20 protein-coding genes are annotated in these 23,291 nt (G+C 60.2%); 6 read left to right on the top strand and 14 right to left on the bottom strand.

Features of this window, described 5'->3' with window-relative positions:
- Window positions 1–3: 3 nt before the first annotated feature.
- Entirely contained in the window at window positions 4–2,304 is a 2,301-nt protein-coding gene (locus ACVWSC_RS23750; RefSeq protein ID WP_442109478.1) for a TonB-dependent receptor, read from the bottom strand.
- A gap of 218 nt (window positions 2,305–2,522) precedes the next feature.
- On the opposite strand from ACVWSC_RS23750, the gene ACVWSC_RS23745 reads away from it, so the two are divergent.
- Entirely contained in the window at window positions 2,523–3,203 is a 681-nt protein-coding gene (locus ACVWSC_RS23745) for a Fe2+-dependent dioxygenase (RefSeq protein WP_442109477.1), read from the top strand.
- Window positions 3,204–3,206: 3 nt separating this feature from the next.
- The gene (locus tag ACVWSC_RS23740) at window positions 3,207–3,965 is read left to right on the top strand and encodes a tetratricopeptide repeat protein (RefSeq protein WP_442109476.1); all 759 of its coding nucleotides are present in this window, start codon (window positions 3,207–3,209) and stop codon (window positions 3,963–3,965) included.
- A 153-nt stretch (window positions 3,966–4,118) separates the two neighbouring features.
- Here the strand turns inward: ACVWSC_RS23740 and ACVWSC_RS23735 are convergent, their stop codons facing one another.
- Window positions 4,119–5,282: a type III PLP-dependent enzyme gene (locus tag ACVWSC_RS23735; RefSeq protein WP_442109475.1), complete on the bottom strand. Its 1,164-nt coding sequence runs from the start codon at window positions 5,280–5,282 to the stop codon at window positions 4,119–4,121.
- A gap of 660 nt (window positions 5,283–5,942) precedes the next feature.
- Between ACVWSC_RS23735 and ACVWSC_RS23730 the strand changes: the two genes are divergently transcribed.
- From ACVWSC_RS23730 to ACVWSC_RS23720, 3 genes are all read left to right on the top strand, one after another.
- Window positions 5,943–6,431: a sigma-70 family RNA polymerase sigma factor gene (locus ACVWSC_RS23730; protein WP_442109474.1), complete on the top strand. Its 489-nt coding sequence runs from the start codon at window positions 5,943–5,945 to the stop codon at window positions 6,429–6,431.
- A 17-nt stretch (window positions 6,432–6,448) separates the two neighbouring features.
- Complete coding sequence (locus ACVWSC_RS23725) at window positions 6,449–7,429, top strand: FecR family protein (RefSeq protein ID WP_442109473.1); 981 nt, start codon at window positions 6,449–6,451, stop codon at window positions 7,427–7,429.
- A 109-nt stretch (window positions 7,430–7,538) separates the two neighbouring features.
- Complete coding sequence (locus tag ACVWSC_RS23720; protein WP_442109472.1) at window positions 7,539–9,992, top strand: TonB-dependent siderophore receptor; 2,454 nt, start codon at window positions 7,539–7,541, stop codon at window positions 9,990–9,992.
- A gap of 68 nt (window positions 9,993–10,060) precedes the next feature.
- Here the strand turns inward: ACVWSC_RS23720 and ACVWSC_RS23715 are convergent, their stop codons facing one another.
- From ACVWSC_RS23715 to ACVWSC_RS23700, 4 genes are read right to left on the bottom strand one after another with little or no spacing between them, the layout of a single operon-like run.
- Window positions 10,061–11,215 (bottom strand): osmoprotectant ABC transporter ATP-binding protein OsmV, encoded by a 1,155-nt coding sequence (locus ACVWSC_RS23715; RefSeq protein ID WP_442109471.1) that lies wholly within the window; start codon window positions 11,213–11,215, stop codon window positions 10,061–10,063.
- Entirely contained in the window at window positions 11,212–11,865 is a 654-nt protein-coding gene (locus ACVWSC_RS23710; protein WP_442109470.1) for an ABC transporter permease, read from the bottom strand. The genes ACVWSC_RS23715 and ACVWSC_RS23710 overlap by 4 nt, the downstream gene beginning before the upstream one ends.
- Window positions 11,862–12,770, bottom strand: a complete 909-nt coding sequence (locus tag ACVWSC_RS23705; protein ID WP_442109469.1) for a glycine betaine ABC transporter substrate-binding protein — start codon at window positions 12,768–12,770, stop codon at window positions 11,862–11,864. Before ACVWSC_RS23705 ends, ACVWSC_RS23710 begins: the two co-directional genes overlap by 4 nt.
- A gap of 14 nt (window positions 12,771–12,784) precedes the next feature.
- The gene (locus tag ACVWSC_RS23700; protein WP_442109468.1) at window positions 12,785–13,498 is read right to left on the bottom strand and encodes an ABC transporter permease; all 714 of its coding nucleotides are present in this window, start codon (window positions 13,496–13,498) and stop codon (window positions 12,785–12,787) included.
- Between the two features lie 331 nt (window positions 13,499–13,829).
- Here ACVWSC_RS23700 and ACVWSC_RS23695 point away from each other — a divergent pair, with 331 nt between their 5' ends.
- Complete coding sequence (locus tag ACVWSC_RS23695; RefSeq protein WP_442109467.1) at window positions 13,830–15,413, top strand: peptide chain release factor 3; 1,584 nt, start codon at window positions 13,830–13,832, stop codon at window positions 15,411–15,413.
- Between the two features lie 71 nt (window positions 15,414–15,484).
- Here ACVWSC_RS23695 and ACVWSC_RS23690 read toward each other — a convergent pair whose 3' ends face one another.
- The 8 genes from ACVWSC_RS23690 to ACVWSC_RS23655 form a co-directional block, all read right to left on the bottom strand.
- Window positions 15,485–16,564, bottom strand: coding sequence for a polyamine ABC transporter substrate-binding protein (locus tag ACVWSC_RS23690; protein ID WP_442109466.1), 1,080 nt, complete (start codon window positions 16,562–16,564; stop codon window positions 15,485–15,487).
- Between the two features lie 54 nt (window positions 16,565–16,618).
- On the bottom strand, window positions 16,619–16,960 hold the full coding sequence (locus tag ACVWSC_RS23685; protein ID WP_442109465.1) for a cupin domain-containing protein: 342 nt from the start codon (window positions 16,958–16,960) through the stop codon (window positions 16,619–16,621).
- A 32-nt stretch (window positions 16,961–16,992) separates the two neighbouring features.
- Window positions 16,993–18,399 (bottom strand): NAD(P)/FAD-dependent oxidoreductase, encoded by a 1,407-nt coding sequence (locus ACVWSC_RS23680; RefSeq protein ID WP_442109464.1) that lies wholly within the window; start codon window positions 18,397–18,399, stop codon window positions 16,993–16,995.
- A 64-nt stretch (window positions 18,400–18,463) separates the two neighbouring features.
- Window positions 18,464–19,273 (bottom strand): AraC family transcriptional regulator, encoded by an 810-nt coding sequence (locus ACVWSC_RS23675; RefSeq protein ID WP_442109463.1) that lies wholly within the window; start codon window positions 19,271–19,273, stop codon window positions 18,464–18,466.
- A gap of 95 nt (window positions 19,274–19,368) precedes the next feature.
- Window positions 19,369–20,337: a peptide ABC transporter ATP-binding protein gene (locus ACVWSC_RS23670; protein WP_442109462.1), complete on the bottom strand. Its 969-nt coding sequence runs from the start codon at window positions 20,335–20,337 to the stop codon at window positions 19,369–19,371.
- Window positions 20,337–21,305 carry an ABC transporter ATP-binding protein gene (locus tag ACVWSC_RS23665; protein ID WP_442109461.1) on the bottom strand — a complete coding sequence of 323 codons (969 nt, stop codon included), beginning with the start codon at window positions 21,303–21,305 and terminating at the stop codon, window positions 20,337–20,339. Before ACVWSC_RS23665 ends, ACVWSC_RS23670 begins: the two co-directional genes overlap by 1 nt.
- Window positions 21,306–21,315: 10 nt before the next feature.
- On the bottom strand, window positions 21,316–22,245 hold the full coding sequence (locus ACVWSC_RS23660; protein WP_442109460.1) for an ABC transporter permease subunit: 930 nt from the start codon (window positions 22,243–22,245) through the stop codon (window positions 21,316–21,318).
- A gap of 10 nt (window positions 22,246–22,255) precedes the next feature.
- Window positions 22,256–23,266: an ABC transporter permease subunit gene (locus ACVWSC_RS23655; RefSeq protein ID WP_442109459.1), complete on the bottom strand. Its 1,011-nt coding sequence runs from the start codon at window positions 23,264–23,266 to the stop codon at window positions 22,256–22,258.
- Between the last annotated feature and the right edge of the window lie 25 nt (window positions 23,267–23,291).

Here is a 23,291-nt window from a genome sequence, read left to right as displayed (position 1 = left end):
TGCTTAGAAGTGCACGGCGGTGGTCAGCAGGGCAGTGCGGCCCGGGGCCTGGTTGGCGTAGTGAGCGCCGTAGGCTTTGTCGTAGTAGACCTCGTTGGTGAGGTTTTGCACGTTCAACTGCAGGTCGACGTTTTTGGTCAGCTTGTAGCTGGCCATTGCGTCGTAACGCCAGTACGAATCGACCATCACGCTGTTGGTGACGTTGCCGAAGACGTCGTCAGAGTAGAACGCACCACCACCGACGGTGAGCTTCGGCGTGACGTTGTAGGTGGTCCACAAGGTCAGGCTGTTGTTCGGCGTGTTAGGCATCTGGTTGCCGTCGTTGTAGCCGTCGACCAGCACACCTTTCACGCTCTGGGAGCCACCGTCGACCAGCTCGGAGTCGAGGTAGGTGTAGCCGGCGAACACTTGCCAGTTGTTGGTCAGCTTGCCAGTAGCGGTCAGTTCCAGGCCGTCGACGCGGCTTTTACCAGCATTCTGGTAGGTGTTGGCGTCGACCAGTACGCGGGCGTTCTCTTTTTCGGTGCGGAAGACCGCAGCCGTCAGGTTCAGGCGCTGATCCAGCAGATCCCACTTGGTACCAATTTCATAGTTGGTGGTTTCTTCCGGTTTCAGCTCGCTGGTGGTGGTAGCGGTCAGCAAAGGGTTGCCGTCGCTGCCTTCACCCAACGAAGCACCGGCAGGCGTCGCCGAGGTCGCGTAGGAAATGTAGATGCTGCCGTTTTCAGCAGGCTTCCAGGTCAGGCCCAGTTGACCGGTGATGAACTCACTGGTGTCTTCGGTTTTGAATTGAGTAACGGCACCCTGTTTATTCAAGGCTTTGGTCTTGGCCTTGGTCTCAAAGTGGTCGTAACGCAGGCCCATGGTCAGCAACCAGGCCGGGTCCAACTCCAGTGTGTCGGTCAGGTAAATGGCACGGGTGCTGCCAGCGGTATCGGTGCCCAGATCGTTACGCGCAACGCTACCGCCCCATGCTTCATTCGGGTCGGGGTTAGGGAATGACGTGCACACGCCCGGAATCAAACCTTCGCCGGTGGAGCAATCGCCTGATTTGAACCCGGTAACGTCGTAGCCTTCTTTGTTCGAGACTTCGCGGCTCAGCTCAATACCGGTAGAGAAAGTGTTCTTGAACCCGCCGATGTACACCTCACCGAACAGGTCGGTCTGGTTGGTGGTCGTGGTGGTGTTCGCCACGCGGTTGTTCGGACGGCGCCATACTTCGCCTTTGAGGATGTTGCCCTTGCTGTCGTCCGGCTGGCTGTAGATGTAGTCCTGCAGGGTGCTGCCGTGACGCAGGGTGTTCTTGATCGTCAGCGAGTCGCTCAGGTCATGTTCCAGGGCGATGGTGGCGATGTCTGCACGGCTCTTGTAGAAGTCGCGATCGACCAGGCCGTAGAAATTGTTGCTGTCGCCGCCGTCAGTCGGCTTGTCGGGGTTCGCCGAAGTACGGTTGGCCGAGCTACCGGACTTCAGGCTGTAAGGGATACCGGAGTCTGGCAGGTCGTTGCTTTCTACGTGGTAGTAGTCCAGGTACAGGCGGGTTTCTGTGCCCAGGCCGAATACCAGCGACGGCGCCACGCCCCAACGGTCGTAGTTGACTTCATCGCGACCGGCGACATTGCTTTCGTGGCTCATCAGGTTCAGACGGAACGCCGCGGTGTCGAGGAACTGGTAGTTGCCATCGAAGGTGTAGCGTTGGGTCTGGTCCGAGCCCCAGGTGAATGCGCCGTCGGTGGAGTTACCCAGGTGCGCGCGCTTGCTCACCAGGTTGATGGTGCCGCCTGCAGCGCCGCGACCGCCGATGGCCGAGTTAGGGCCCTTGGCCACTTCTACCGATTCAATGGCAAAGATTTCACGGGTTTGCGAGCCGGTGTCACGCACGCCGTCCAGGTACATCGAACCTTGGGAGTCGAAGCCGCGAATGAACGGGCGGTCGCCGGACGGGTTGCCACCTTCACCGGCACCCATGGTGATACCCGGTACAGTGCGCAAGGCGTCCTGCAGGGTGAGGGCGTTGGTGTCCTTGATGACTTGCTGAGGGACCACCGTCACGCTGCGCGGGATATCGATCAGCGGCGCGGTGTACTTCGGCGAAGAGGCACTTTCCACCTTGTAGTCGGTGTTTGCCGCATCGGCCTGACCGGTCACGCTGGTAGCGTCCAGGGCAATCGCGCCGTTCTTGGCTGGCTCGGCTTCTGCGGCATACGCCATGTGCGCTGCAGAGGTGGCAGTGAGTGCCACGCCGATGGCGGAGGCGAGCAAGCGTGGTGAACTGACAGCGGTTGGCACGTAGTGACGCGGCATGGTGGTCCCCTTCCCCGGTTTCAAAGGCCGCGAAATATAATGTAAACAAATATGAGTAACAATTGAGAAGGATTGCTATTTGTTCGAAATTTACAATCTTTACAATTTGTAACTTCCGGATTGCTGAGCTGAAACGTCGCACCCATCTGAAAAGGCTTGTGGTTGATCAATGGGAATCAATACCATTGGCATCTCTTTTGCTCACAGGTGCCTGCGCCATGCTGCTACACATCTCCGGACTGTTCTCCACCGAGGAAGTCATGCGTATTCGTGAAGCGCTGGAGCAGACCGAATGGGCAGACGGCAAGGTCACCGCGGGCTATCAGTCGGCCAAGGCCAAGCACAACCTGCAACTGCCCGAAGGCCATCCGCTGGCCAAGGAAATCGGCACGGCCTTGATCGAACGCTTGTGGCAGCACCCGACGTTCATGTCGGCGGCATTGCCACACAAGGTGTTTCCGCCGTTGATCAATTGCTATCGCGAAGGGGGCAATTTCGGTTTTCACATCGACAACGCCTTGCGTCAGCCCCGTGGCAGCCACGAGCGGGTGCGTACTGACCTGTCCTCAACGCTGTTTCTGAGCAACCCTGAGGATTACGACGGTGGTGAACTGGTGATTCAGGACACCTACGGCGTACAGCAGGTGAAGCTGGCCGCAGGCGATCTGGTGCTGTACCCGGGCACCAGCCTGCACAAGGTCAACCCGGTGACCCGGGGTGCACGCTACGCTGCGTTCTTCTGGACACAAAGCCTGGTGCGCGAAGACAGCCAGCGCGCCTTGCTGTTCGAGATGGACAACGCCATCCAGGCGCTGACCGCCGACATGCCCGAGCACCCGGCGTTGATCCAACTTACTGGTACCTACCACAACCTGTTGCGCCGCTGGGTCGAGGTCTGAGTCATGGCTTTTGCGTTGCGTAACCGCCAGGAACTGGACAGCGAGCAGTTCAGCCAGATGCTTGAACACAGCCCAGCCAAGGCAGCCCAGGCGATATTGGCGGCGGCCGGGCAGGGCATCGTCGAGGCGCAATTGTTGCTGGGGCAGATCCTGCTCGACGGCCGTGGCATCGAGAAAGACCCAAGCCTGGCGCGGCGCTGGTTTGCCATTGCCGCCGAGGGGGGCAGCGTCATGGCTGACAACATGCTCGGGCGCTGCCTGGAGCATGGCTGGGGCGGTGAAGTTGATCAGGCTCAGGCCGCACGTCACTACCGGCAGGCAGCACAGCGTGGGCTGGACTGGGGGCTCTACAACTACGCCAACCTGTTGGCCACAGGCCGTGGTGTCAGTCAGGATCATGTGCTGGCACTGGCCTGTTACCGGCAGGCGGCCGAGCAGGGCCACGCCAAGTCGATGAATCTACTGGGTCGTTATCTGGAAGATGGCGTGCATTGTCCGGGTGATGTTCAGGGTGCACAGCGCTGGTATCAACGCTCGGCTGAGGCCGGGGATTTTCGTGGGCAGTTCAGCCATGCCGGGGTATTGGCCGCTCAAGGGCGCACACAAGATGCCTTGATGTGGTTGCAGCAAGCGCTGGAGGGCGGTAACGCGAATTTTCTGCGAGTAGCCGGACCTGCGCTGGAGCACGCAGAGCAGCCTGAAATTCGCAGCCTGGCACAGGCGTATGCCGCACGTTTGGCGCAGTTGCAAGCACAGGCTTGATCGGTGGGAGCGGGCTTGGCCCGCGATTGCGGTGTGTCAGACAAACCGCAATCGCGGGGCAAGCCCGCTCCCACAAGTGGTGCAAGACAGTTGCCCCCACAAAGGGCCGGTGAAGCCTTAGCCAAAAAAACGGGCCTTTCGGCCCGTTCTTCATTACAGATAGAAGGCTTTCAGCGGCGGGAAGCCGTTGAACTCTACGGCGCTGTAGCTAGTGGTGTAGGCGCCGGTCGACAGCCAGTACAGGCGGTCACCGATGGCCAGGTTCAGCGGCAGGCCGTACTTGTAGTGCTCGTACATGATGTCGGCGCTGTCACAGGTCGGGCCTGCGATAACCACTTCTTCCATTTCACCTTTCTTCTCGGTCCAGATCGGGAACTTGATGGACTCGTCCATGGTTTCGATCAGGCCGGAGAATTTGCCCACGTCGGTGTAGACCCAACGCTCGACAGCGGTACGCGACTTACGTGCTACCAGCACCACTTCACTGACCAGAATGCCGGCGTTGGCGATCAGCGAACGGCCTGGCTCAAGGATGATTTCCGGCAGGTCGTCACCGAAGTCTTCCTTGAGGAAACGGATGATTTCTTCAGCGTAGGTTTCCAGGCTGTTGGTACGGGTGATGTAGTTGGCCGGGAAGCCGCCACCCATGTTGATCAGCTTGAGTTCGATGCCGTCTTCTTCTTTCAGGCGTTCGAAGATCACTTTGACCTTGGCGATCGCCGCATCCCAGACGCTGATGTCACGCTGTTGCGAACCAACGTGGAACGATACGCCGTAAGGCACCAGGCCCAGGTCGCGGGCGAGGATCAGCAGGTCCATGGCCATGTCGGTCTGGCAGCCGAATTTGCGCGACAGCGGCCAGTCGGCAGTGGTCGAGCCTTCAGTGAGAATGCGCACGTAAACCTTGGAACCCGGTGCCGCCTTTGCGATGTTGCGCAGGTCGGCTTCGGAGTCGGTGGCATACAGACGCACGCCCTTGTCGAAGAAGTAGCGGATGTCCTTGGACTTCTTGATGGTGTTGCCGTAGCTGATGCGATCAGGGCTGACGCCACGGCCAAGCACTTTGTCCAGCTCGTAGATCGAGGCGATGTCGAAGCTCGAGCCTTTTTCCTTGAGCAGGTCGATGATCTCGACGGCAGGGTTGGCCTTGACCGCGTAGTAGACCTTGGCGAATTCGAAACCGGCGCGCAGGTCATCGTAGGCCTGGCTGATCATCTGCGTGTCGATGAGCACGAACGGGGTTTCTTGCTTGTCGGCGAATGCCTTCATTTTCTGGAAGGTATCGCGCGCGAAGTAGTCTTCGACCTGAATCGACATGCTTAGGGACTCCATGGGCAAACTGAATAAAAAAGTGGCTGCAACTGAACGCCCTCCGTATCCCCACTTTGGTTCGCCTACTTCCCAAGGCATGTCGCCGAAAGCAAAAAGGTCAACCGTGCGTGATAAAGCGAGCTACGGGTGACCTTGCTGTCTCGTCGTCAGTACTTGAGCCGGATGGATCGTTTCCAGCATGGACGTTCGGCGCGAACTTTAGGACCTGAGGGGCTCAAGATCAACAAAAAACGTCGCGATTTTGCACACGTTTGTCGCCCCGTCTTGGCCAGCCACTTTGTAACCGACCCAGGTAAACAGTAGGCGTTCAATTTGATGACAAAAGCGTTAAAAATACCGATATACCCAGAGAACGTTCAGGGATTCGGCAAGTTCGCTTGTGTATCCCCTGATCGGCGAAATTAGCGACCAAAGCGTTAAAAAAGCCTCAAATAGGTGCGTGAGAAGCAGCGGGTTGCTGCACCGAGAAAAAGGCCCAGCCGTTCGATTTTTTTTTCGTACCTTGCAGCGCTTTCCAGGGTGTCCAGCGGCAAATTTTTTTTGCCCGCAGCACGCTTCGTCGCCCACCAAGAACTTCAATTGCCCGACTTAATAAGAAACATTACTATTCGCGTCATTCTCCACGCTTGGCGAAGACCCTGCATCGTGTCGCGACACAAAGGCTTTGTTGACCACTACCATGAGCTGATCGGCACCTGGACGCGCAAGTTGCGCAATCGCCAGCAGGCCGAGGATCTGGCACATGATGCCTTTGTGCGGGTGCTGGAAAATGACCAGGCCGGTGTCGAGCAGCCGCGCGCCTATCTGCACCAGACCGCGCGTAACATTGCCGTGGATGGCTACCGCCGCGAAGACCGCCGTCAGGCCGTTGAACAAGACATCATCGATCCCGGCAGCGACCTCAGTGGCGACCCGGAGGCTTACATGCATGCCATCGAGCTGGCAGACAGCGTTGAGCGGGCCCTGGCGCAGTTGCCGCTGAACTGCCGACGGGTGTTCATCTGGCAGAAACTCGAAGGGCTGACCCAGGCGGAAATCGCCGAGCGCATGGGCTTGACCAAGAACATGGTCGAAAAGTATATGATTCGCACGCTCCGGCATCTGCGTGAGCACCTGGATGTGTCGACGAGATGAGTCAGGCGAATGTTTTCATGAATAACGATGCGTGCCCGTGTGGCCGAGAAGCCGTGCGCGATGAGGCAGCCCAATGGTTTGCCCGCCGCTGCGACGGCGCGCTGAGCGCAGAGGCGCAGGCGCAACTCGATACCTGGTTGGCACAGCACGTTCAGCATCAATACGAATACGATGTGCTCGCCCAGCTCTGGGGCGCAGCCGATGCGCTGCCGCGTGCGCGTCTTGAGGCTTTGTGCCAGGCAGACCCGGTGCGCCAACTGCCACGTCGGCGCTTCATTCAGCAAGCCTTGGCGGCGAGTGTGGCTGCAGCGGCAGTGGGGTTGGGCTGGTTCGGTTGGCAGCATCATCAGCTCAACTATCAGGATCAGCTTCACACTGCACTCAACGAGCGCCGCCAGATCGATCTGCCGGATGGCTCGCATCTGGAACTCAATGGCCGTACGCAACTGACGGTCGACTTCAGTGCCGGGCAACGGCGCATCCAGCTGACGGCCGGCGAAGTGATGTTCAGTGTCGCCCACGATAGCGCGCGGCCATTTGTCGTGAGTACCGCTCAGGGCACGGTCACGGTCACGGTCACCGGTACCCGTTTTGACGTGCGCCTGGACCCGGCGCGCACTCGGGTAGCCGTGGAGCAAGGCTCGGTCAACGTGCAAGGCAGTGATGCCAGCCAGGCATTGCTCACCGCCGGGCTTGGCTCCCACATCGATGCCCGCGGCACGGTCGCCAAACCCTATGCAGTGGACGCTGCTGCACTGACCGCCTGGCGCAACGGCAAGCTGGTGTTCAATGACGCACCATTGAGCGAAGTGGTTGAGGAAGTCTCGCGTTATCGCGCTCAACCCCTGCGCGTTGCCGATGGAAAAGTAGGCGCGCTACGCCTGAGCAGCACCTTCAGCAGTGACGATACCGATGCGTTGTTGCGGGCCCTGCCGAGCATCCTGCCCGTGGCTATCAAGACCCATGCCGATGGCTCCAGCGAAATAATTTCAAAATAAATTCAGGTTTTTTTTCAGTTGTTCGTCTTCCTGGCCAACTGCAACTGCCAAGCATTTCCATTTGCATGCAGATGGCATTTTATCCGGCCCCTCAGGATTTCTCGAAGACGTGAACAACAACAAGTTTTCCCCGCGTTCTGCACCACGCTTGCGTACCCGACTGCTGCCTCTGGCGCTGGCCCTGGCGGTCAGTGGCGGTATTGCCAGCAGCTATGCTGACGAGCCTACAACCGCTATCCAGATCCAGGCCCAGCCGCTGGCTTCGGCCCTGAGCCAACTGGGACAGCAAACCTCGCTGCAACTGTTCTTCAGCCCTGAGCTGGTCGCCGGCAAGCAAGCCCCGGCCGTGTCGGGCACCCTGGCGCCGGAGCAGGCGTTGCAGACGCTGCTGCAAGGTAGCGGGCTGACCTACGAGATTTCCCAGGGCACCGTGGTGCTCAAACCTGCCCAGACCGCTGGTACTTTGACCACGGGCAGCCTTGAGCTGGCACCCACCGACGTCAAAGTCGTAGGCGACTGGCTGGGAAACGCTGAGGAAACGGTGGTGCAGAACCATCCGGGGGCGCGTACGGTAGTGCGTCGTGAAGCGATGGTCGAAGAAGGCGCGATGAACGTGCGCGATGCATTGCGTGGCATTCCCGGCGTACAGGTGCAGGATTCGAACGGTACCGGCGGCAGTGACATTGCACTGAACGTTGGTGTGCGCGGCCTGACTTCGCGTTTGTCGCCACGCTCCACTGTGCTGATCGATGGTATTCCGGCGGCCTTCGCCCCGTATGGCCAGCCGCAGTTGTCGATGGCGCCGATCTCTTCGGGCAACCTCGACAGCATCGACGTTGTGCGTGGTGCAGGCTCGGTGCGTTATGGCCCGCAAAACGTCGGCGGGGTCATCAACTTCGTCACTCGGGCGATTCCGGAGAAGGCTACAGGTGAGCTGTCGACCACCATGGAAACCTCCCGTCATGGTGGTTGGAAGCATATCGAGTCGGCGTTTCTCGGTGGTACCGCTGACAACGGCCTGGGCGCAGCATTGCTGTATTCCGGGGTCAACGGCAATGGCTACCGCAGCAGCAACAACGACAACGACATCGATGACGTGCTGCTGAAAACCCACTGGGCGGTCACCGACAGCGATGAACTGTGGCTGAACTTTCACTATTACGATGCCAAGGCCGACATGCCCGGCGGTCTGACCCAGGCGCAGTTCGATGACGACCCGTACCAGTCCGACCGTGACTACGACACCTTCAGTGGACGGCGCAAAGACGTATCGCTCAAGTACCTGCGCCAGATCGACGATGTCACCCAGTTCGAAGTGTTGACCTACTACACCGACAGCTTCCGTGGCAGCAGTATCGCCGCCCGTGACCAAGAGACCTTGTCGTCGTACCCGCGCAGCTACCACACCTTCGGGATCGAGCCTCGCCTGTCGCGGATCTTCTTCGCAGGCCCGACCACGCAGGAAGTCAGCGTCGGTTACCGCTACCTTAAAGAAGCGATGCACGAGCAGGCGACTCGCCTGGCTTTGATCGACAACGTACCGACCCCAGCACCTGGCTCTGACGGCCATGTGTACCAGGACCGTACCGGTGGCACTGAAGCCAGTGCGTACTACATCGACGACAAGATTGATGTCGGCAACTGGACCATCACCCCCGGTATCCGTTTTGAACACATCAACACCGATTGGCACGAGCGCCCGGTGATCGGTACTGATGGCAAGCGGGTGCAGGAGAAAAACCGCAGCATCTCCAGCAACGAACCGTTGCCAGCGCTGAGCGTGATGTATCACCTGTCGGATGAGTGGAAGCTGTTTGCCAACTACGAAACCTCGTTCGGCAGCCTGCAGTACTTCCAGCTTGGCCAGGGTGGTAAGGGCGACCAGACCGCCAATGGCCTGGAGCCGGAAAAAGCCAAGACCTATGAAATCGGTACGCGCTACAACAACGGCACCTGGGGTGGCGAGCTGACCGCGTTCTACATCGACTTTGACGATGAGCTGCAGTACATCAGCAACGACATTGGCTGGACCAACCTCGGCGCTACCAAGCACCAGGGGATTGAAGCGTCGGTGCGCTACGACCTGTCGGGCCTCGATCCGCGCTTGCAGGGCCTGAGTGCCAACGCCGGCTTCACTTACACCCGCGCCACCTATGAAGGCGAGATCCCCGGCTTCAAGGGTCGCGACCTGCCGTTCTACTCGCGGCAAGTGGCGACTGCCGGGTTGCGTTACCAGATCGATCGCTGGACCTGGAACCTCGATGCCTTCGCCCAATCGAAGCAGCGTGCGCCGGGTACCGGGATGAACAAAGACGGCAGCTTCAACGGCAACTACATCACCGAGCCAAGTGCTGATGGCCAGTACGGTGACATTCCAGGTTATGTGACCTGGGCTGCGCGTGGTGGTTATGACTTTGGCCAGGAACTGTCGAACCTGAAGCTGGCGGCGGGGGTGAAGAACATCTTCGACAAGCAGTACTACACCCGCTCAAGCGACAACAACTCGGGTATCTACCTCGGCGAGCCGCGCACCTTCTACGTACAAGCCAGCGTAGGCTTCTGATCCCGTAGGAGCGGGCTTGCCCCGCGATTGCGATGTGTCAGTCATATCGCAATCGCGGCGCAGAGAGATCAGGCCAGAGCTTCAGCCGGTGAGACGATGCTGGTCTTGCCGCCGCGCGAACGCCCTGAACTCAGGTAAGCGGCAATCGATTCCTGAGTGACTTCACCGAGAAACACTTGCTCGGCATCGAGCACCGGCAACCACGAGCGGTTGAACTCATACATGCGTGACAGCAGGATGCGCAGGTGCTCATCGTGTGCAGCGGTGGCATTGAAGCTGCGCAGGAAGTCACTGCAGCTGCCTTGCTGGCGGTGCAGGTCGCGTCGGCGCACGTAGCCCATGGCTTTGTTCTGCGCATCAGTTACCACCACATAACGCCGGTCGTGCTCATCCATCAACTCCAGCGCTTCGCTGACCGGCGTTTGCGGGCTCACCGATGGCGCATTGTCGGCGGCGTCTTCGGCACGTACCAGCAGCAGGCGCTTGAGGGTGCTGTCCTGGCCAACAAAGTTGCTGACAAAGTCATCGGCCGGGTGCGCCAGCAGGGTGTCGGGATGGTCGATCTGAATCAATTTGCCAGCGCGGAAAATCGCAATCTTGTCGCCCAGTTTGATCGCTTCGTCGATGTCATGGCTGACCATGATCACCGTCTTGTTCAACGCGCGTTGCATCTCGAAAAACTCGTTCTGGATCATCTCGCGGTTGATCGGATCGACCGCGCCGAACGGTTCGTCCATCAACAGCAACGGTGCCTCGGCCGCCAAGGCGCGAATCACACCGATACGCTGTTGCTGACCACCGGATAGCTCACGCGGGTAGCGCTGCAGATACTGCTTAGGCTCAAGCTTGATCATGCTCATCAGCTCGCGTGCGCGCTCGTGGCATTTCTGTTTGTCCCAGCCGAGCAGGCGCGGGACCACGGTGATGTTTTCCTCGATGGTCATGTTGGGAAACAGGCCGATCTGCTGAATGACATAGCCAATGCGCCGGCGCAGGGTCACTTCGTCCAGGCCGCTGGTGTCTTCACCGTTGATCAGCACCTTGCCCGAGGTCGGGGTGATCAGGCGGTTGATCATTTTCAAGGTGGTGCTCTTGCCGCAACCGGACGGGCCAAGGAATACGCAAATCTCGCCTTCATTGACGGTCAGGCTCACGGCGTCGACGGCTTTGACGTCTTTACCGTTGGCGTGGAAGGTCTTGCTCAGGTGTTGAAGTTCGATCATTTGCGCAGTCCTTCTGGAGTCAGGGCACGTTGCAGGATTTGCAGCAGCAGGTCAGCGAAGATGGCCAACAGGCTCACCAGCAAGGCGCCGACCAGCAGCATCGACATGTCGCTACGGCTGATGGAAGTCAGGATGAGAACGCCCAGGCCACCGGCGCCAATGGTCGCGGCGATGGTCATGACGCCGATGTTCATCACCACGGCGGTACGCACGCCCGCGAGGATCACCGGCACGGCAATGGGCAGCTCGACCATGCGCAGGCGCTGGCCGAAGGTCATGCCGATGCCACGTGCGGCTTCACGGATACCGGGCTCGACATTGGTCAGCGCCAGGTAGGTGTTACGCAGGATTGGCAGCAGTGAATAAAGAAACACGGCAGTGATCGCCGGCAGCGGCCCCAGCCCCTGGCCGAATTTCGAATAGAACGGCAGCAGCAAGCCGAACAGGGCGATTGAAGGAATGGTCAGCAGCACCGTGGCGCAGGCTTGCAGTGGACCGGCGAGGGCCGGAAAGCGGGTCATCAGAATGCCCAGCGGCACACCGAAGAGAATCGCCAGGCTCACGGCAATACCGACCAGGGTGATGTGTTGCCAGGTCAGTTGCAGCACCTGGGCCCAGTCCAGATGAATGAAAGTATCGAGCATGGTCATGGCTGCTCCTGTGCAGGTGGATGCTGGCGCAGGTACTCGGCGGCTACCTTGCCTGGGCTCTGGTGCTCGACGTCGACTTTGGCGTTGAGCTCCCGCATGGTCTGGTCATCCAGTTGCTCGGCCAATGGCTTGAGCAGGGTTGCCAACTGCGGGTGAGCATCGAGGACTTCCTTGCGCACCACCGGGGCGGCGGTGTAGTCGGGGAAGTAGTGTTTGTCGTCTTCGAGCAGCTTCAGGTTGAAGGCGCTCAGGCGGCCGTCAGTGGTGTACACCAGACCACTGAACACCTGGCCGTTGCGCAGCGCGGTGTACACCAGGCCTGCATCCATCTGGCGGATGTTGCGGCGGGTCAGTTGCAGGTCGTAGGTTTCAGTGAGGCCGACCAGTCCGTCGGGACGGTTGGCGAATTCGGTATCCAGGGCCACCAGGTGGTCGCGGTCCTGTTCCTCACGCAGCACCTGGTTCAGCTGGCTGATGGTGTTTACCTGCGGGTACTGCTCAGCGATCTTGTGCGGCAGGGCCAGGGCGTAGGTGTTGCTGAATTTCGACGGGGTCAGCCAGATCAGGCCTTTTTGCGCATCTAGCGCCTTGACCTTGGCGTAGGTGGCCGCCGCGCTGGGCATGCGCTCTTCGATATGGTTGTAGGACACCAGCGACACCCCGGTGTATTCCCAGACCATGTCCAGCTGCCCGGTTTCGTGCGCGCTGCGCGCCAGATTGCTGCCCAACCCACCCGTGATGCGTACATCGAAACCATGCTGATTGAGGTAGCGAGCAGTGATTTCGGCCAGCACGGTTTGCTCGGTGAACACCCGCGCGCCGAGGCGAATCACAGGTTTTGTCGCGGCGTGGGTAAATCCCGAGAACAGCAGGGCCGCGCCCAGTAACAAGGCGATTCTTTTCATTGGAGTTCCTTCGCTTAGTGGGCCAGGCCGCGTTCAAGCCAACGTCGACTGCCTTGCGCCACCAGGGCGTCAAGCAGCAGGGCGAGTAAGGCGGTACAGGCAGCGCCGAGCAGCAGTTGTGGCTGATTGTTCAGGGCAATGCCGGGAAAAATCAGGCTGCCCAGACTGTTGGCGCCGATCAGAAACGACAGCGGTGCGGTGCCGACGTTGATCGCCAGGGCCACCCGCACACCGCCGATGATGATCGGCACGGCATTGGGCAGTTCGACCTTCCACAGGCTTTGGCGTGGCGTCATGCCGATACCGGTGGCGGCTTCTTTGAGCGAGACGGGAACGTTTTTCAGGCCTTCGTAGGTGTTGCGCACGATAGGCAGGAGGGAGGCGAGGAACAAAGCGAAGATCGCCGGACCTGCGCCGATGCCCAGGAAACTCAGGGCAATGGCCAGAACGGCCAGCGGGGGGATGGTGTTGCCAATATTGAAAAACTGCATGAAACGTTCGGCGCGGTCGACCCTGTGCGGTCGACTCAAGGCAATCCCAGCGGGTATGCCCACGGCTAACGCCGCCACCATCGACAGCAGCACCAACACCAGGTGTGCCTGCAGGTAGAACCACAGATCGGCGCGATAGCGCGCGATCGTATCAATGCCGATCCAGTGGATCAGCAGGGCCAGGATGACGAGCGCAAAGGCACATCCCATCAGCCCCTTGCCATAGCGTTTAGCCACAGGCGGACTCCTTTTTTTTGTCGGCGAACACACTCCCGTGGCGGTCACCATTCCAGGTGACAGGCAGCGTGATCGCGATAAGCAGCGCGTTTTCCGGAGCGGAACAACACGCCATGAGCGAAGCCTCGTCAGGCTCGTAGAGCTAGTGAAACCGACCCTGACGAACGGTCATGACCGATTGCAAATCAGGGGAGTGGACGCCTCCACAGCCGTAAAGGTTCCCATCTGAAGCGGCATTTGGCCAGTGTTAATCTACCCAACGGTTCAGTTCAGGGTTAAGTCTGGGCTATAATCTGCGCCCTTTTTTGAACCACCTGTCAGGCGATTTCCCATGACCAACCAGGCCGCCGAAGTCGCGAAGCGCCGCACTTTCGCCATTATTTCCCACCCCGACGCCGGTAAGACCACCATCACCGAAAAGCTTTTGCTGATGGGCAAGGCGATCTCCGTTGCCGGTACGGTGAAGTCGCGTAAGTCCGACCGCCATGCCACCTCCGACTGGATGGAGATGGAGAAGCAGCGTGGTATCTCGATCACCACCTCGGTCATGCAGTTCCCTTACCGCGATCACATGATCAACCTGCTCGATACCCCGGGCCACGAAGACTTCTCGGAAGACACCTACCGCACCCTCACCGCGGTGGACTCGGCCCTGATGGTGCTCGACGGCGGTAAAGGCGTTGAGCCACGGACCATCGCCCTGATGGACGTGTGCCGTCTGCGTGACACGCCAATCGTCAGCTTCATCAACAAACTCGACCGTGACATCCGCGACCCGATCGAACTGCTCGACGAAATCGAAGCGGTCCTGAAGATCAAGGCCGCGCCGATCACCTGGCCGATCGGTTGCTACCGTGATTTCAAAGGTGTGTACCACCTCTCGGGTGACTACATCATCGTTTACACCCCGGGCCACGGCCACGAGCGTACCGAGGTGAAGATCATCGAGAAGCTCGACTCCGACGAAGCCCGCGCCCACCTGGGTGATGAGTACGATCGCTTCCTCGAGCAACTGGAGCTGGTGCAGGGCGCCTGCCACGAGTTCGACCAGGACGAGTTCATGCGTGGCGAACTGACGCCGGTGTTCTTCGGTACCGCGCTGGGCAACTTTGGGGTCGACCATGTACTCGACGCCGTTGTCGACTGGGCGCCACGTCCGTTGGCACGGGTTGCCAACGAGCGCAGCGTCGAGCCGACCGAAGAGAAGTTCAGCGGTTTCGTGTTCAAGATCCAGGCAAACATGGACCCTAAGCACCGCGACCGTATCGCCTTCATGCGCATCTGTTCCGGACGCTACGAGAAGGGCATGAAGATGCGCCATGTGCGCACCGGCAAAGACCTGCGCATCGGCGACGCTCTGACCTTTTTCTCCTCCGAGCGTGAGCAGCTGGAAGAGGCCTGGGCTGGTGACATCATCGGTTTGCACAACCACGGCACCATCCAGATCGGTGACACCTTCACCGAAGGCGAGGCCCTGGGCTTCACCGGTATCCCGCACTTCGCCCCGGAATTGTTCCGTCGTGTGCGCCTGAAAGACCCACTCAAGTCCAAGCAGTTGCGTCAGGGCTTGCAGCAGTTGGCCGAAGAGGGTGCAACCCAGGTGTTCTTCCCTGAACGTAGCAACGACATCATCCTTGGTGCGGTGGGTGTGCTGCAGTTCGATGTGGTCGCCAGCCGTCTGAAGGAAGAGTACAAGGTCGAATGCGCTTACGAGCCGATCACCGTCTGGTCCGCGCGCTGGATCAGCTGTGACGACAAGAAGAAGCTTGAGGAATTCAAGAACAAGGCTGTGGAAAACCTGGCGGTTGACGGCGGTGGTCACCTGACCTACCTGGCGCCGACGCGGGTCAACCTGGCGCTGATGGAAGAGCGCTGGCCCGATGTGCAGTTCCGTGCGACGCGTGAGCATCACTAAGTAGTAAAAAGCATCGCGGGGCAAGCCCGCTCCTACCGATCTGGTAGGAGCGGGCTTGCCCCGCGATCATTTCAGTTCCCTGCCTTGATACTGGTCCAGATCCGCGTACGAATGCGGTCGATCTTGGCTGGCATCGCTTCCAGTGCATACAGCTTGCCGAGCATTTCGTCGCTCGGGTAGATCATGGTGTTGGCCTTCAGGGCCGGGTCTACCAGCGTATCGGCTTTGTGGTTGCCGTTGGCGTACTGCACGTAGTTGCTGATATTGGCCATCACTTCTGGTTGCAACAGGTAGTTCATGTAGGCGTAGCCGGCTTTTTCGTCCGGGGCGTCGGCCGGCATGGCAACCATGTCAAACCACATCGGCGCGCCTTCTTTCGGGATCGAGTAGCCGACCTGTATGCCGTTCTTCGCTTCCTCTGCACGGTTTTTCGCCTGCAGCACATCGCCCGAGAAACCCACCACGACGCAAACGTCGCCATTGGCCAGGTCGCCGGTGTACTTGGAGGAGTGAAAGTAGCTGATGTAAGGGCGCACTTTCATCAACAGTTCTTTGGCTTTGTCGTAGTCCTTCGGGTCCTGGCTGTGGTGCGGCAGGCCCAGGTAGTTCAGGGCGATGGGCAGCAGTTCCGGGCCATTGTCCAACACCGCGACGCCACAGCTTTTCAGCTTGCTGATGTATTCGGGTTTGAAGATCAGGTCCCAGGAATCCACTGGTGCATCGTCGCCCAGCACAGCCTTGACCTTGTCGATGTTGTAACCGATGCCGGTACTGCCCCACAGGTAGGGGAAGCCGTATTGGTTGCCCGGGTCGTTCACCTCCAACGCCTTGAGCAGCACCGGGTTGAGGTTCTGCCAGTTCGGCAGCTGACTCTTGTCGAGTTTTTTGAGCGCCTTGCCCTGGATCTGCCGGGCCATGAAGTGGTTGGAGGGGAATACCACGTCATAGCCGGAGTTGCCGGTCATCAGCTTGCCGTCGAGGGTTTCGTTGCTGTCGAACACGTCGTAGGTCGGCACGATGCCGCTGGCTTGCTGGAAGTTTTTCAGGGTATCGGGGGCGATGTAGCTGGACCAGTTGTAGATCTTCACCGAGTCGGCCGCCTGGGCCATGGATGTCGCCAGCAACAGCGGGGCGATGAGCAATGGGCGCATGTCTGGATTCCTTGCTTTGTCTGTTTTTATCGAAGGAGGCAGGCGATCAAATGATCAGAAAATCAGTACGTAGGTTTTGCGCACGGTCTCCTGGATGTCCCAGATGCCGGTGCTGTTTGCTGGCAGCATGATTGCGTCGCCAGCTTCGATGGTCAGCGGCTCGCCACCATCCGGGGTGAAGGTGCAGCGGCCTTTGATGAAGTGGCAAAACTCCTGCTGCACAATCTGCCGCCGCCAGCGCCCTGGGGTGCATTCCCAGATTCCGGTTTCGACGCCGTCAGTGCGCTCGACAGCGGTCACCGAGGCAATCGATACAGGCTCACCGAGGGGCACGGCGACCGGGTTCGATTCTTGTAAGGCGACAGTGTCGGTGTTCTTGAACTGGGTAATGCTCATACCGGTGAATCCTGTGCAGGGGGAACGAAAAGTCAGCGCATGAAACCTTCCATGAAGTCCGCGACACCACTGGCCAGGCGGCGGCGCCACGGTGCGCTGTCGGGGTTGGCGAGGGTCTGGTCCTCATGGACGAAACTCTTGATGATGGCGTTGTAGCCCAGCCAGCGGCACGGCTCCGGCTCCCAGCCTTTGAGACGCGACAGCGCGCTGTCGGCATGGACCCAGGGTTGTTCGGTCAGCTCGCTGCGCCGTTCGAGAATCAGCTCGGCCAGGGTGCGTCCGCCCAGGTTGCTGGCGCCGACGCCCTCGCCACCGTAGCCACCGGCCAGGGCGATGCCTTGTTTGCGGTCACACAGCATGTGCGGCTGGAAGCGCCGGGCCATCCCTAAATTGCCGCCCCAGGCGTGGGTGATGGCAACGTCCTTGAGCTGTGGGAACAATTCGCCGAACAGGTAGCGGCGCAGTTCGATTTCACTGGTGGTGAGGTCGAAGTTTTCGCGCAGGCGCCCGGCAAAGCGGTATCCGCCACGGGCGCCGAATATCAGGCGGTTGTCGGCGCTGCGTTGGCCGTAGGTGACCTGGCGGCTGTTTTCGCTGAAGGCCTGGCCACGGTTGAGGCCGATCTTTTCCCAGACATCTTGTGGCAATGGCTCGGTGGCAACGATCAGGCTCTGCACCGGCATCTGGTAATGCCCCAGTGGCGGCAGGTTGACCGAGTAGCCTTCGACGGCCGGCACCAGCCACTGGCATTTGACGCGAGCATGCGCCGTGCGCACCTCACCCGATCGCCAGTCGATCACCGGGCTGTTTTCGTACAAGCGCACGCCCAGGCCTTCTACCGTACGCGCCAGGCTGCGCACCAGCTTGGCCGGTTGAATGGTGGCCACGTTGGGGTTGAAGATCGCCCCGTAGGGTTTACGCACGCGCAGCTGTGTCGCCAGTTGTTCCGGGCTCAGCCAGCGGTAATCGGCTTCGTTCAAGCCTTGTTTGTAGAGTTTGTCGAGGTAAGCGCGCAGGGTCGCTTGCTGCTCCGGGTAGCGCGCTGCGCAGTACAGCACCCCGCCTTTGCGGTAGTCGCAGTCGATGGCTTCGCGTTCGAGCACGCGTTGCACTTCATCGGGAATGCCATGCAGCAGGTCGTAGGAGGCACGGCGTTGCTCGGCGGAACTGGCCGCCAGCAGACGGTCTTCGCCCAGCAAGTTGCCCATCAGCCAGCCACCATTGCGCCCGGAGGCGCCGAAGCCGGCGATGTTGGCTTCAACGATGGCGATGTTCAGCTGTGGCGCCTGCTGCTTGAGGTAGTAGGCAGTCCAGAGCCCGGTGTAACCGGCGCCGATGATGCAGACATCCACGTCCAGATCCTGCTGCAGCGCCGCACGCGGGCTCAGTGGCTCATCGAGCTGGTCCATCCAAAGGCTGATCTTGCGCCATGCCTGCATGCTGTTCGGCTCCACATCCGTTACGGTCTGTGGGCGATCCTAGAAGCTGGCGGGGGGCGTTGTCTTAGCTGCGTGCACGCAGAGAATTCTGCTTGACCCAGGCCTTGGGCGAAAGCCCGGTGTGCTGGCGAAAACACTTGTAGAAAGCCGACAGCGAATTGAAACCGGCGGCAAAGGCCAGGTCGTCGACCTTGGCGTTGGCAGGCGACAATTCCAGGCCTTTGAGCAGGTGCTGCAGGCGTGCCTGGTTGACGTAGCGGTAGAAACTTTGGCCGAGCACCTGGTTGAGCAGGTAGGAGATCTGGTTACGGCTGTAACCGCTCTCGCGGGCTACCCGTTGCAGGTCGAGTTCCGGGTCGAGGTAGGGCTGCTGACGCAGGAAGTAGTCTTCGAGGTCCTGAGCCATGGCGCTCAATTGCCGGGGCGACAGGCCCAGGCGGCTGATGGTCGGGCGCACATCCGATTGACCGGGTTGCGGCTTGGCTTCCCGTACCAGCGAGGCATATTCATTGACCCGCCAGATCAGCCCGTCGCGCACAGTGATCGCTTCGCTGGACTGGAATGCCACCAGGCCTTCGCCGCCGCGCAGCGTCACTTGATACTGAATAAAGGCGGTACAGCCATCGACGCGGATACGGTCGCTGTGGACGATATCTTCATCGACCTCGCGCGGCATGCTGGCGCGTACGTAATCGCGCAACTCGGCGTAGTGCATCACGCGGTTGAGGAAGAAGTCGTTGTACTGGATATCTGGATGGTACAAGGCCATTACCCCGTCCAGGTCGCGATGCTTCCAACACAGGTGATATCGCATGACGGTGGCGGCGGTTTCCGGGGTTTGTTCCGGGCCGTCGGGGAGTGGGTTTGGGGTCATTGGCAGATAGTGAGGGAGGCTTTAATCGCGGGTCAAGCCCGCTCCCACAGCGGTGGTGAAAATCCCTGTGGGAGCGGGCTTGTCCCGCGATTGATTTACAAGAATTGCTCCGCGTAATGACACGCCACCTGCCGCGTCCCCACCGGCCGGAACGCTGGCTCTTCAGCCGCACAACGCTCAGTGGCATACGGGCAGCGCTTATGGAAAGCGCAACCGGTTGGTGGGTTCAGCGGGTTGGGCAGCTCACCGGCGATCTTGATCTTCGGTTTGAGCGGGTCTGGATGAATGGTCGGGGTGGCCGACAGCAGCGCCTGGGTGTAAGGGTGCAACGGCTTGCTGTAGATATCCTCCTTGGGCCCCATTTCCGCCGGGCGGCCGAGGTACATCACCAGCACCTGATCGGCAACATGGCGCACCACCGCCAGGTTGTGGGAGATGAACACGTAAGCGGTGTTGAACTCTTTCTGCAGGTCCATGAACAGGTTCAGCACCTGGGCCTGGATCGACACGTCGAGCGCCGAGGTTGGTTCATCGGCTACCAGCACTTTCGGTTGCAGCATCATGGCCCGCGCCAGGGCGATACGCTGGCGCTGACCACCGGAGAACATGTGCGGATAACGCTGGTAATGCTCCGGGCGCAAGCCGACCTGCTGCATCATCGCCTGGACTTTTTCCCGCCGTTCGCTCTTCGACAGGTTGGTGTTGATCAGCAGCGGCTCGGCCAGTTGGTCACCGATTTTCTGCCGCGGGTTGAGCGAGGCGTAAGGGCTCTGGAACACCATCTGCACGTCTTTACGCAGTTGTTTGCGTTCGGCCTTGTTGGCCCCGGCGACTTCCTGACCGGCAATTTTCAGCGAGCCGGAGGAAGGTTCTTCGATCAGGGTCAGCGCCCGGGCCAGGGTCGATTTGCCGCAACCTGACTCACCCACTACAGCCAGGGTCTTGCCTGCTTCAAGTTCAAACGACACACCATTGAGTGCACGGACCAGGGCATGGCCTTTGAACAGGCCACGGGAAACTTCGTAGTGACGGGTCAGTTCACGGGCGGTAAGGACGACGGTCATTACGCCACCTCCTGGTTCAGCGGGTAGAAACAACGGACCTGGCTGTGCGCCTGGGGATCAAGGGTAGGGCGCTGGCGTCGGCAGTTGTCCTGCACATACGGGCAGCGCGGTGACAGCAGGCAGCCTTCAGGACGGTCGTAGCGACCGGGGACGATACCCGGCAAGGTCGCCAGGCGCTCGGCGCCTTCACTGTGTTCGGGGATCGCCGCCAGCAGGGCTTCGCTGTAGGGGTGGGCAGGCACATCGAACAGCTCAGGCACCTGACCGACTTCCACCGCTTGCCCGGCATACATCACACAGACGCGCTTGGCGGTTTCGGCGACCACGGCCAGGTCGTGGGTGATCAGAATCAGGGCCATGTTCTGCTCTTTCTGCAGGTTGAGCAGCAGCTCCATGATCTGCGCCTGGATGGTTACGTCCAGTGCGGTGGTCGGTTCGTCAGCGATCAACAACTTGGGCTCACCGGCGATGGCCATGGCGATTGCCACGCGCTGGCTCATACCGCCAGAGAGTTGATGCGGATAGGCGTCCAGACGGCTTTCGGCTGCTGGAATCTCGACCTTCTTGAGCAGCTCCAGCGCGCGTTGGCGCGCCGCTTTACCGCGCAGGCCGAGGTGCTGGCGTAGCACCTCTTCGATCTGGAAACCCACGGTGTAGCTCGGGTTGAGGGCGGTCATCGGGTCCTGGAAGACCATCGCCATATCCTTGCCGACCACCTTGCGCCGTTGCCGGCCGCTGAGCTTGAGCATGTTGGTGCCGTCGAAGGTCAGGGCGTCGGCGGTGATCCGCCCGGGGGCATCGATCAGGCCCATCAAGGCCATCATGGTCACCGACTTGCCTGAGCCAGACTCACCGACAATGGCCAGCACCTCGCCCTCGTTCACCGTCAGGTCGAGACCATCAACCACCGGCACCGCGTTGGCATCGCCAAAGCGCACGTTCAGATTCTTGATTTCTAGAAGTGACATGGCGATCTCCTCAGGCGGCATTCTTGAGTTTCGGGTCCAGCGCATCGCGCAGTCCGTCACCCATCAGGTTGATTGCCAGCACGCTGAGCAAAATGGTCAGACCCGGCAGGCTCACTACCCACCAGGCGCGTTCGATGTAGTCACGGGCCGAAGCCAGCATGGTGCCCCACTCAGGGGTTGGCGGCTGCACACCCAGGCCGAGGAAGCCCAGGGCCGCAGCATCGAGAATCGCCGAGGAGAAACTCAAGGTGGCCTGAACGATCAGTGGCGCCATGCAGTTGGGCAGTACGGTGACGAACATCAGTCGTGGCAGGCTGGCACCGGCCAGGCGGGCAGCGGTGACGTAGTCACGGTTCAGTTCACCCATGACCGCCGCGCGGGTCAGACGCACATAAGACGGCAGGGCGACGATGGCAATCGCGATCACGGTATTCATCAAGCCAGGGCCGAGGATGGCGACGATGGCCACGGCCAGCAGCAACGAGGGCAAGGCCAGCATCACATCCATCAGGCGCATGATCGATGGGCCGAGGAGGCGCGGAAAGAAGCCGGCCAGCAGGCCGAGGAAAATCCCCGGAATCAGCGAGATCACCACCGACGACAGGCCGATCAGCAGCGACAGGCGCGAGCCCTGGATCAGGCGCGAGAGCAGGTCACGGCCGAGTTCGTCGGTGCCGAGAATGAACTGCCAGGTGCCGCCTTCGAGCCATACCGGCGGAGTCAGCAGAAAGTCGCGGTATTGCTCGCTGGGGTTGTGCGGAGCGACCCACGGCGCGAACAGCGCGCAAAACACCACGACGCTCATGAACATCAGCCCGGCAACGGCGCCTTTGTTGCGTGAAAACGCCTGCCAGAACTCTTTGTAGGGCGAAGGGTAGAGCAGGCTCTGGTCAACGGCAGTGGCTTGGGTAGTGACGGATTTGGCAAGTGGAGTTGTCATGACATGGCCCTCAGCGCTGATGACGGATGCGTGGGTTAACCAGGCCGTAGAGGATGTCCACGACGAAGTTGACCAGGATCACCAGGCAGGCAATCAACAGGATGCCGTTCTGTACCACGGGGTAGTCACGGGCGCCGATGGCTTCAATCAGCCACTTGCCGATGCCCGGCCAGGAAAAGATGGTTTCGGTCAGTACCGCGCCCGCCAGCAAGGTGCCGACCTGCAGGCCGAATACGGTCAGTACCGGGATCAAGGCGTTGCGCAGGCCATGTACGAACACCACCCGTGCCGGCGACAGGCCTTTGGCCCGAGCGGTGCGGATGTAGTCTTCGCGCAGCACTTCGAGCATCGACGAGCGGGTCATGCGGGCGATCACCGCCAGCGGAATGGTGCCCAGCACGATGGCCGGCAGAATCAGGTGCATCAGGGCGTCTTTGAACGCGCCTTCTTCGTCGCTGAGCAGGGTATCGATCAGCATGAAACCGGTTTTCGGCTCGATGTCGTACAGCAGGTCGATGCGCCCGGAGACCGGGGTCCAGCCCAGGCTGACCGAGAAGAACATGATCAGAATCAGGCCCCACCAGAAGATCGGCATCGAGTAGCCCGCCAGGGAAATGCCCATGACGCCGTGGTCGAACAGCGAGCCGCGCTTGAGGGCGGCGATCACCCCGGCCAGCAGGCCGATGATGCCGGCGAAGAACAGTGCCGCAATGGCCAGTTCCAGGGTCGCCGGGAACAGGGTGAGAAACTCGCTCCACACGCTTTCGCGGGTACGCAGCGACTCGCCAAGATCACCTTGGGCCAGCTTGCTGACGTAGTCCAGGTACTGCTCGGGCAGCGGTTTGTTCAGGCCGAGGCGCTCCATGGCCTGGGCGTGCATTTCCGGGTCGACCCGGCGTTCTCCCATCATGACTTCAACCGGATCTCCGGGTATCAGCCGTATGAGCGCGAACGTCAGCAAGGTGATGCCGAAGAAGGTCGGGATCAAGAGTCCCAAACGCCGGGCAATAAAACTTAACATCTTCTGGTGTACCTCATCAGCCGGT

It is taken from the genome of Pseudomonas sp. NUPR-002 (genome assembly GCF_056322725.1).
This window is presented reverse-complemented; position numbering and strand designations above follow the sequence as displayed.

Excerpts from the sequence above, each read along its gene's own strand:
- ACVWSC_RS23745 (WP_442109477.1), top strand. The coding sequence starts at position 2,523 with ATGCTGCTACACATCTCCGGACTGTTCTCCACCGAGGAAGTCATGCGT.
- ACVWSC_RS23670 (WP_442109462.1), bottom strand. The coding sequence starts at position 20,337 with ATGACCGTCGTCCTTACCGCCCGTGAACTGACCCGTCACTACGAAGTT.
- ACVWSC_RS23705 (WP_442109469.1), bottom strand. The coding sequence starts at position 12,770 with ATGAAAAGAATCGCCTTGTTACTGGGCGCGGCCCTGCTGTTCTCGGGA.
- ACVWSC_RS23660 (WP_442109460.1), bottom strand. The coding sequence starts at position 22,245 with ATGACAACTCCACTTGCCAAATCCGTCACTACCCAAGCCACTGCCGTT.
- ACVWSC_RS23690 (WP_442109466.1), bottom strand. The coding sequence starts at position 16,564 with ATGCGCCCATTGCTCATCGCCCCGCTGTTGCTGGCGACATCCATGGCC.
- ACVWSC_RS23710 (WP_442109470.1), bottom strand. The coding sequence starts at position 11,865 with ATGACCATGCTCGATACTTTCATTCATCTGGACTGGGCCCAGGTGCTG.
- ACVWSC_RS23695 (WP_442109467.1), top strand. The coding sequence starts at position 13,830 with ATGACCAACCAGGCCGCCGAAGTCGCGAAGCGCCGCACTTTCGCCATT.
- ACVWSC_RS23685 (WP_442109465.1), bottom strand. The coding sequence starts at position 16,960 with ATGAGCATTACCCAGTTCAAGAACACCGACACTGTCGCCTTACAAGAA.
- ACVWSC_RS23655 (WP_442109459.1), bottom strand. The coding sequence starts at position 23,266 with ATGTTAAGTTTTATTGCCCGGCGTTTGGGACTCTTGATCCCGACCTTC.
- ACVWSC_RS23740 (WP_442109476.1), top strand. The coding sequence starts at position 3,207 with ATGGCTTTTGCGTTGCGTAACCGCCAGGAACTGGACAGCGAGCAGTTC.
- ACVWSC_RS23715 (WP_442109471.1), bottom strand. The coding sequence starts at position 11,215 with ATGATCGAACTTCAACACCTGAGCAAGACCTTCCACGCCAACGGTAAA.
- ACVWSC_RS23725 (WP_442109473.1), top strand. The coding sequence starts at position 6,449 with ATGAATAACGATGCGTGCCCGTGTGGCCGAGAAGCCGTGCGCGATGAG.
- ACVWSC_RS23750 (WP_442109478.1), bottom strand. The coding sequence starts at position 2,304 with ATGCCGCGTCACTACGTGCCAACCGCTGTCAGTTCACCACGCTTGCTC.
- ACVWSC_RS23665 (WP_442109461.1), bottom strand. The coding sequence starts at position 21,305 with ATGTCACTTCTAGAAATCAAGAATCTGAACGTGCGCTTTGGCGATGCC.
- ACVWSC_RS23735 (WP_442109475.1), bottom strand. The coding sequence starts at position 5,282 with ATGTCGATTCAGGTCGAAGACTACTTCGCGCGCGATACCTTCCAGAAA.
- ACVWSC_RS23680 (WP_442109464.1), bottom strand. The coding sequence starts at position 18,399 with ATGCAGGCATGGCGCAAGATCAGCCTTTGGATGGACCAGCTCGATGAG.
- ACVWSC_RS23675 (WP_442109463.1), bottom strand. The coding sequence starts at position 19,273 with ATGACCCCAAACCCACTCCCCGACGGCCCGGAACAAACCCCGGAAACC.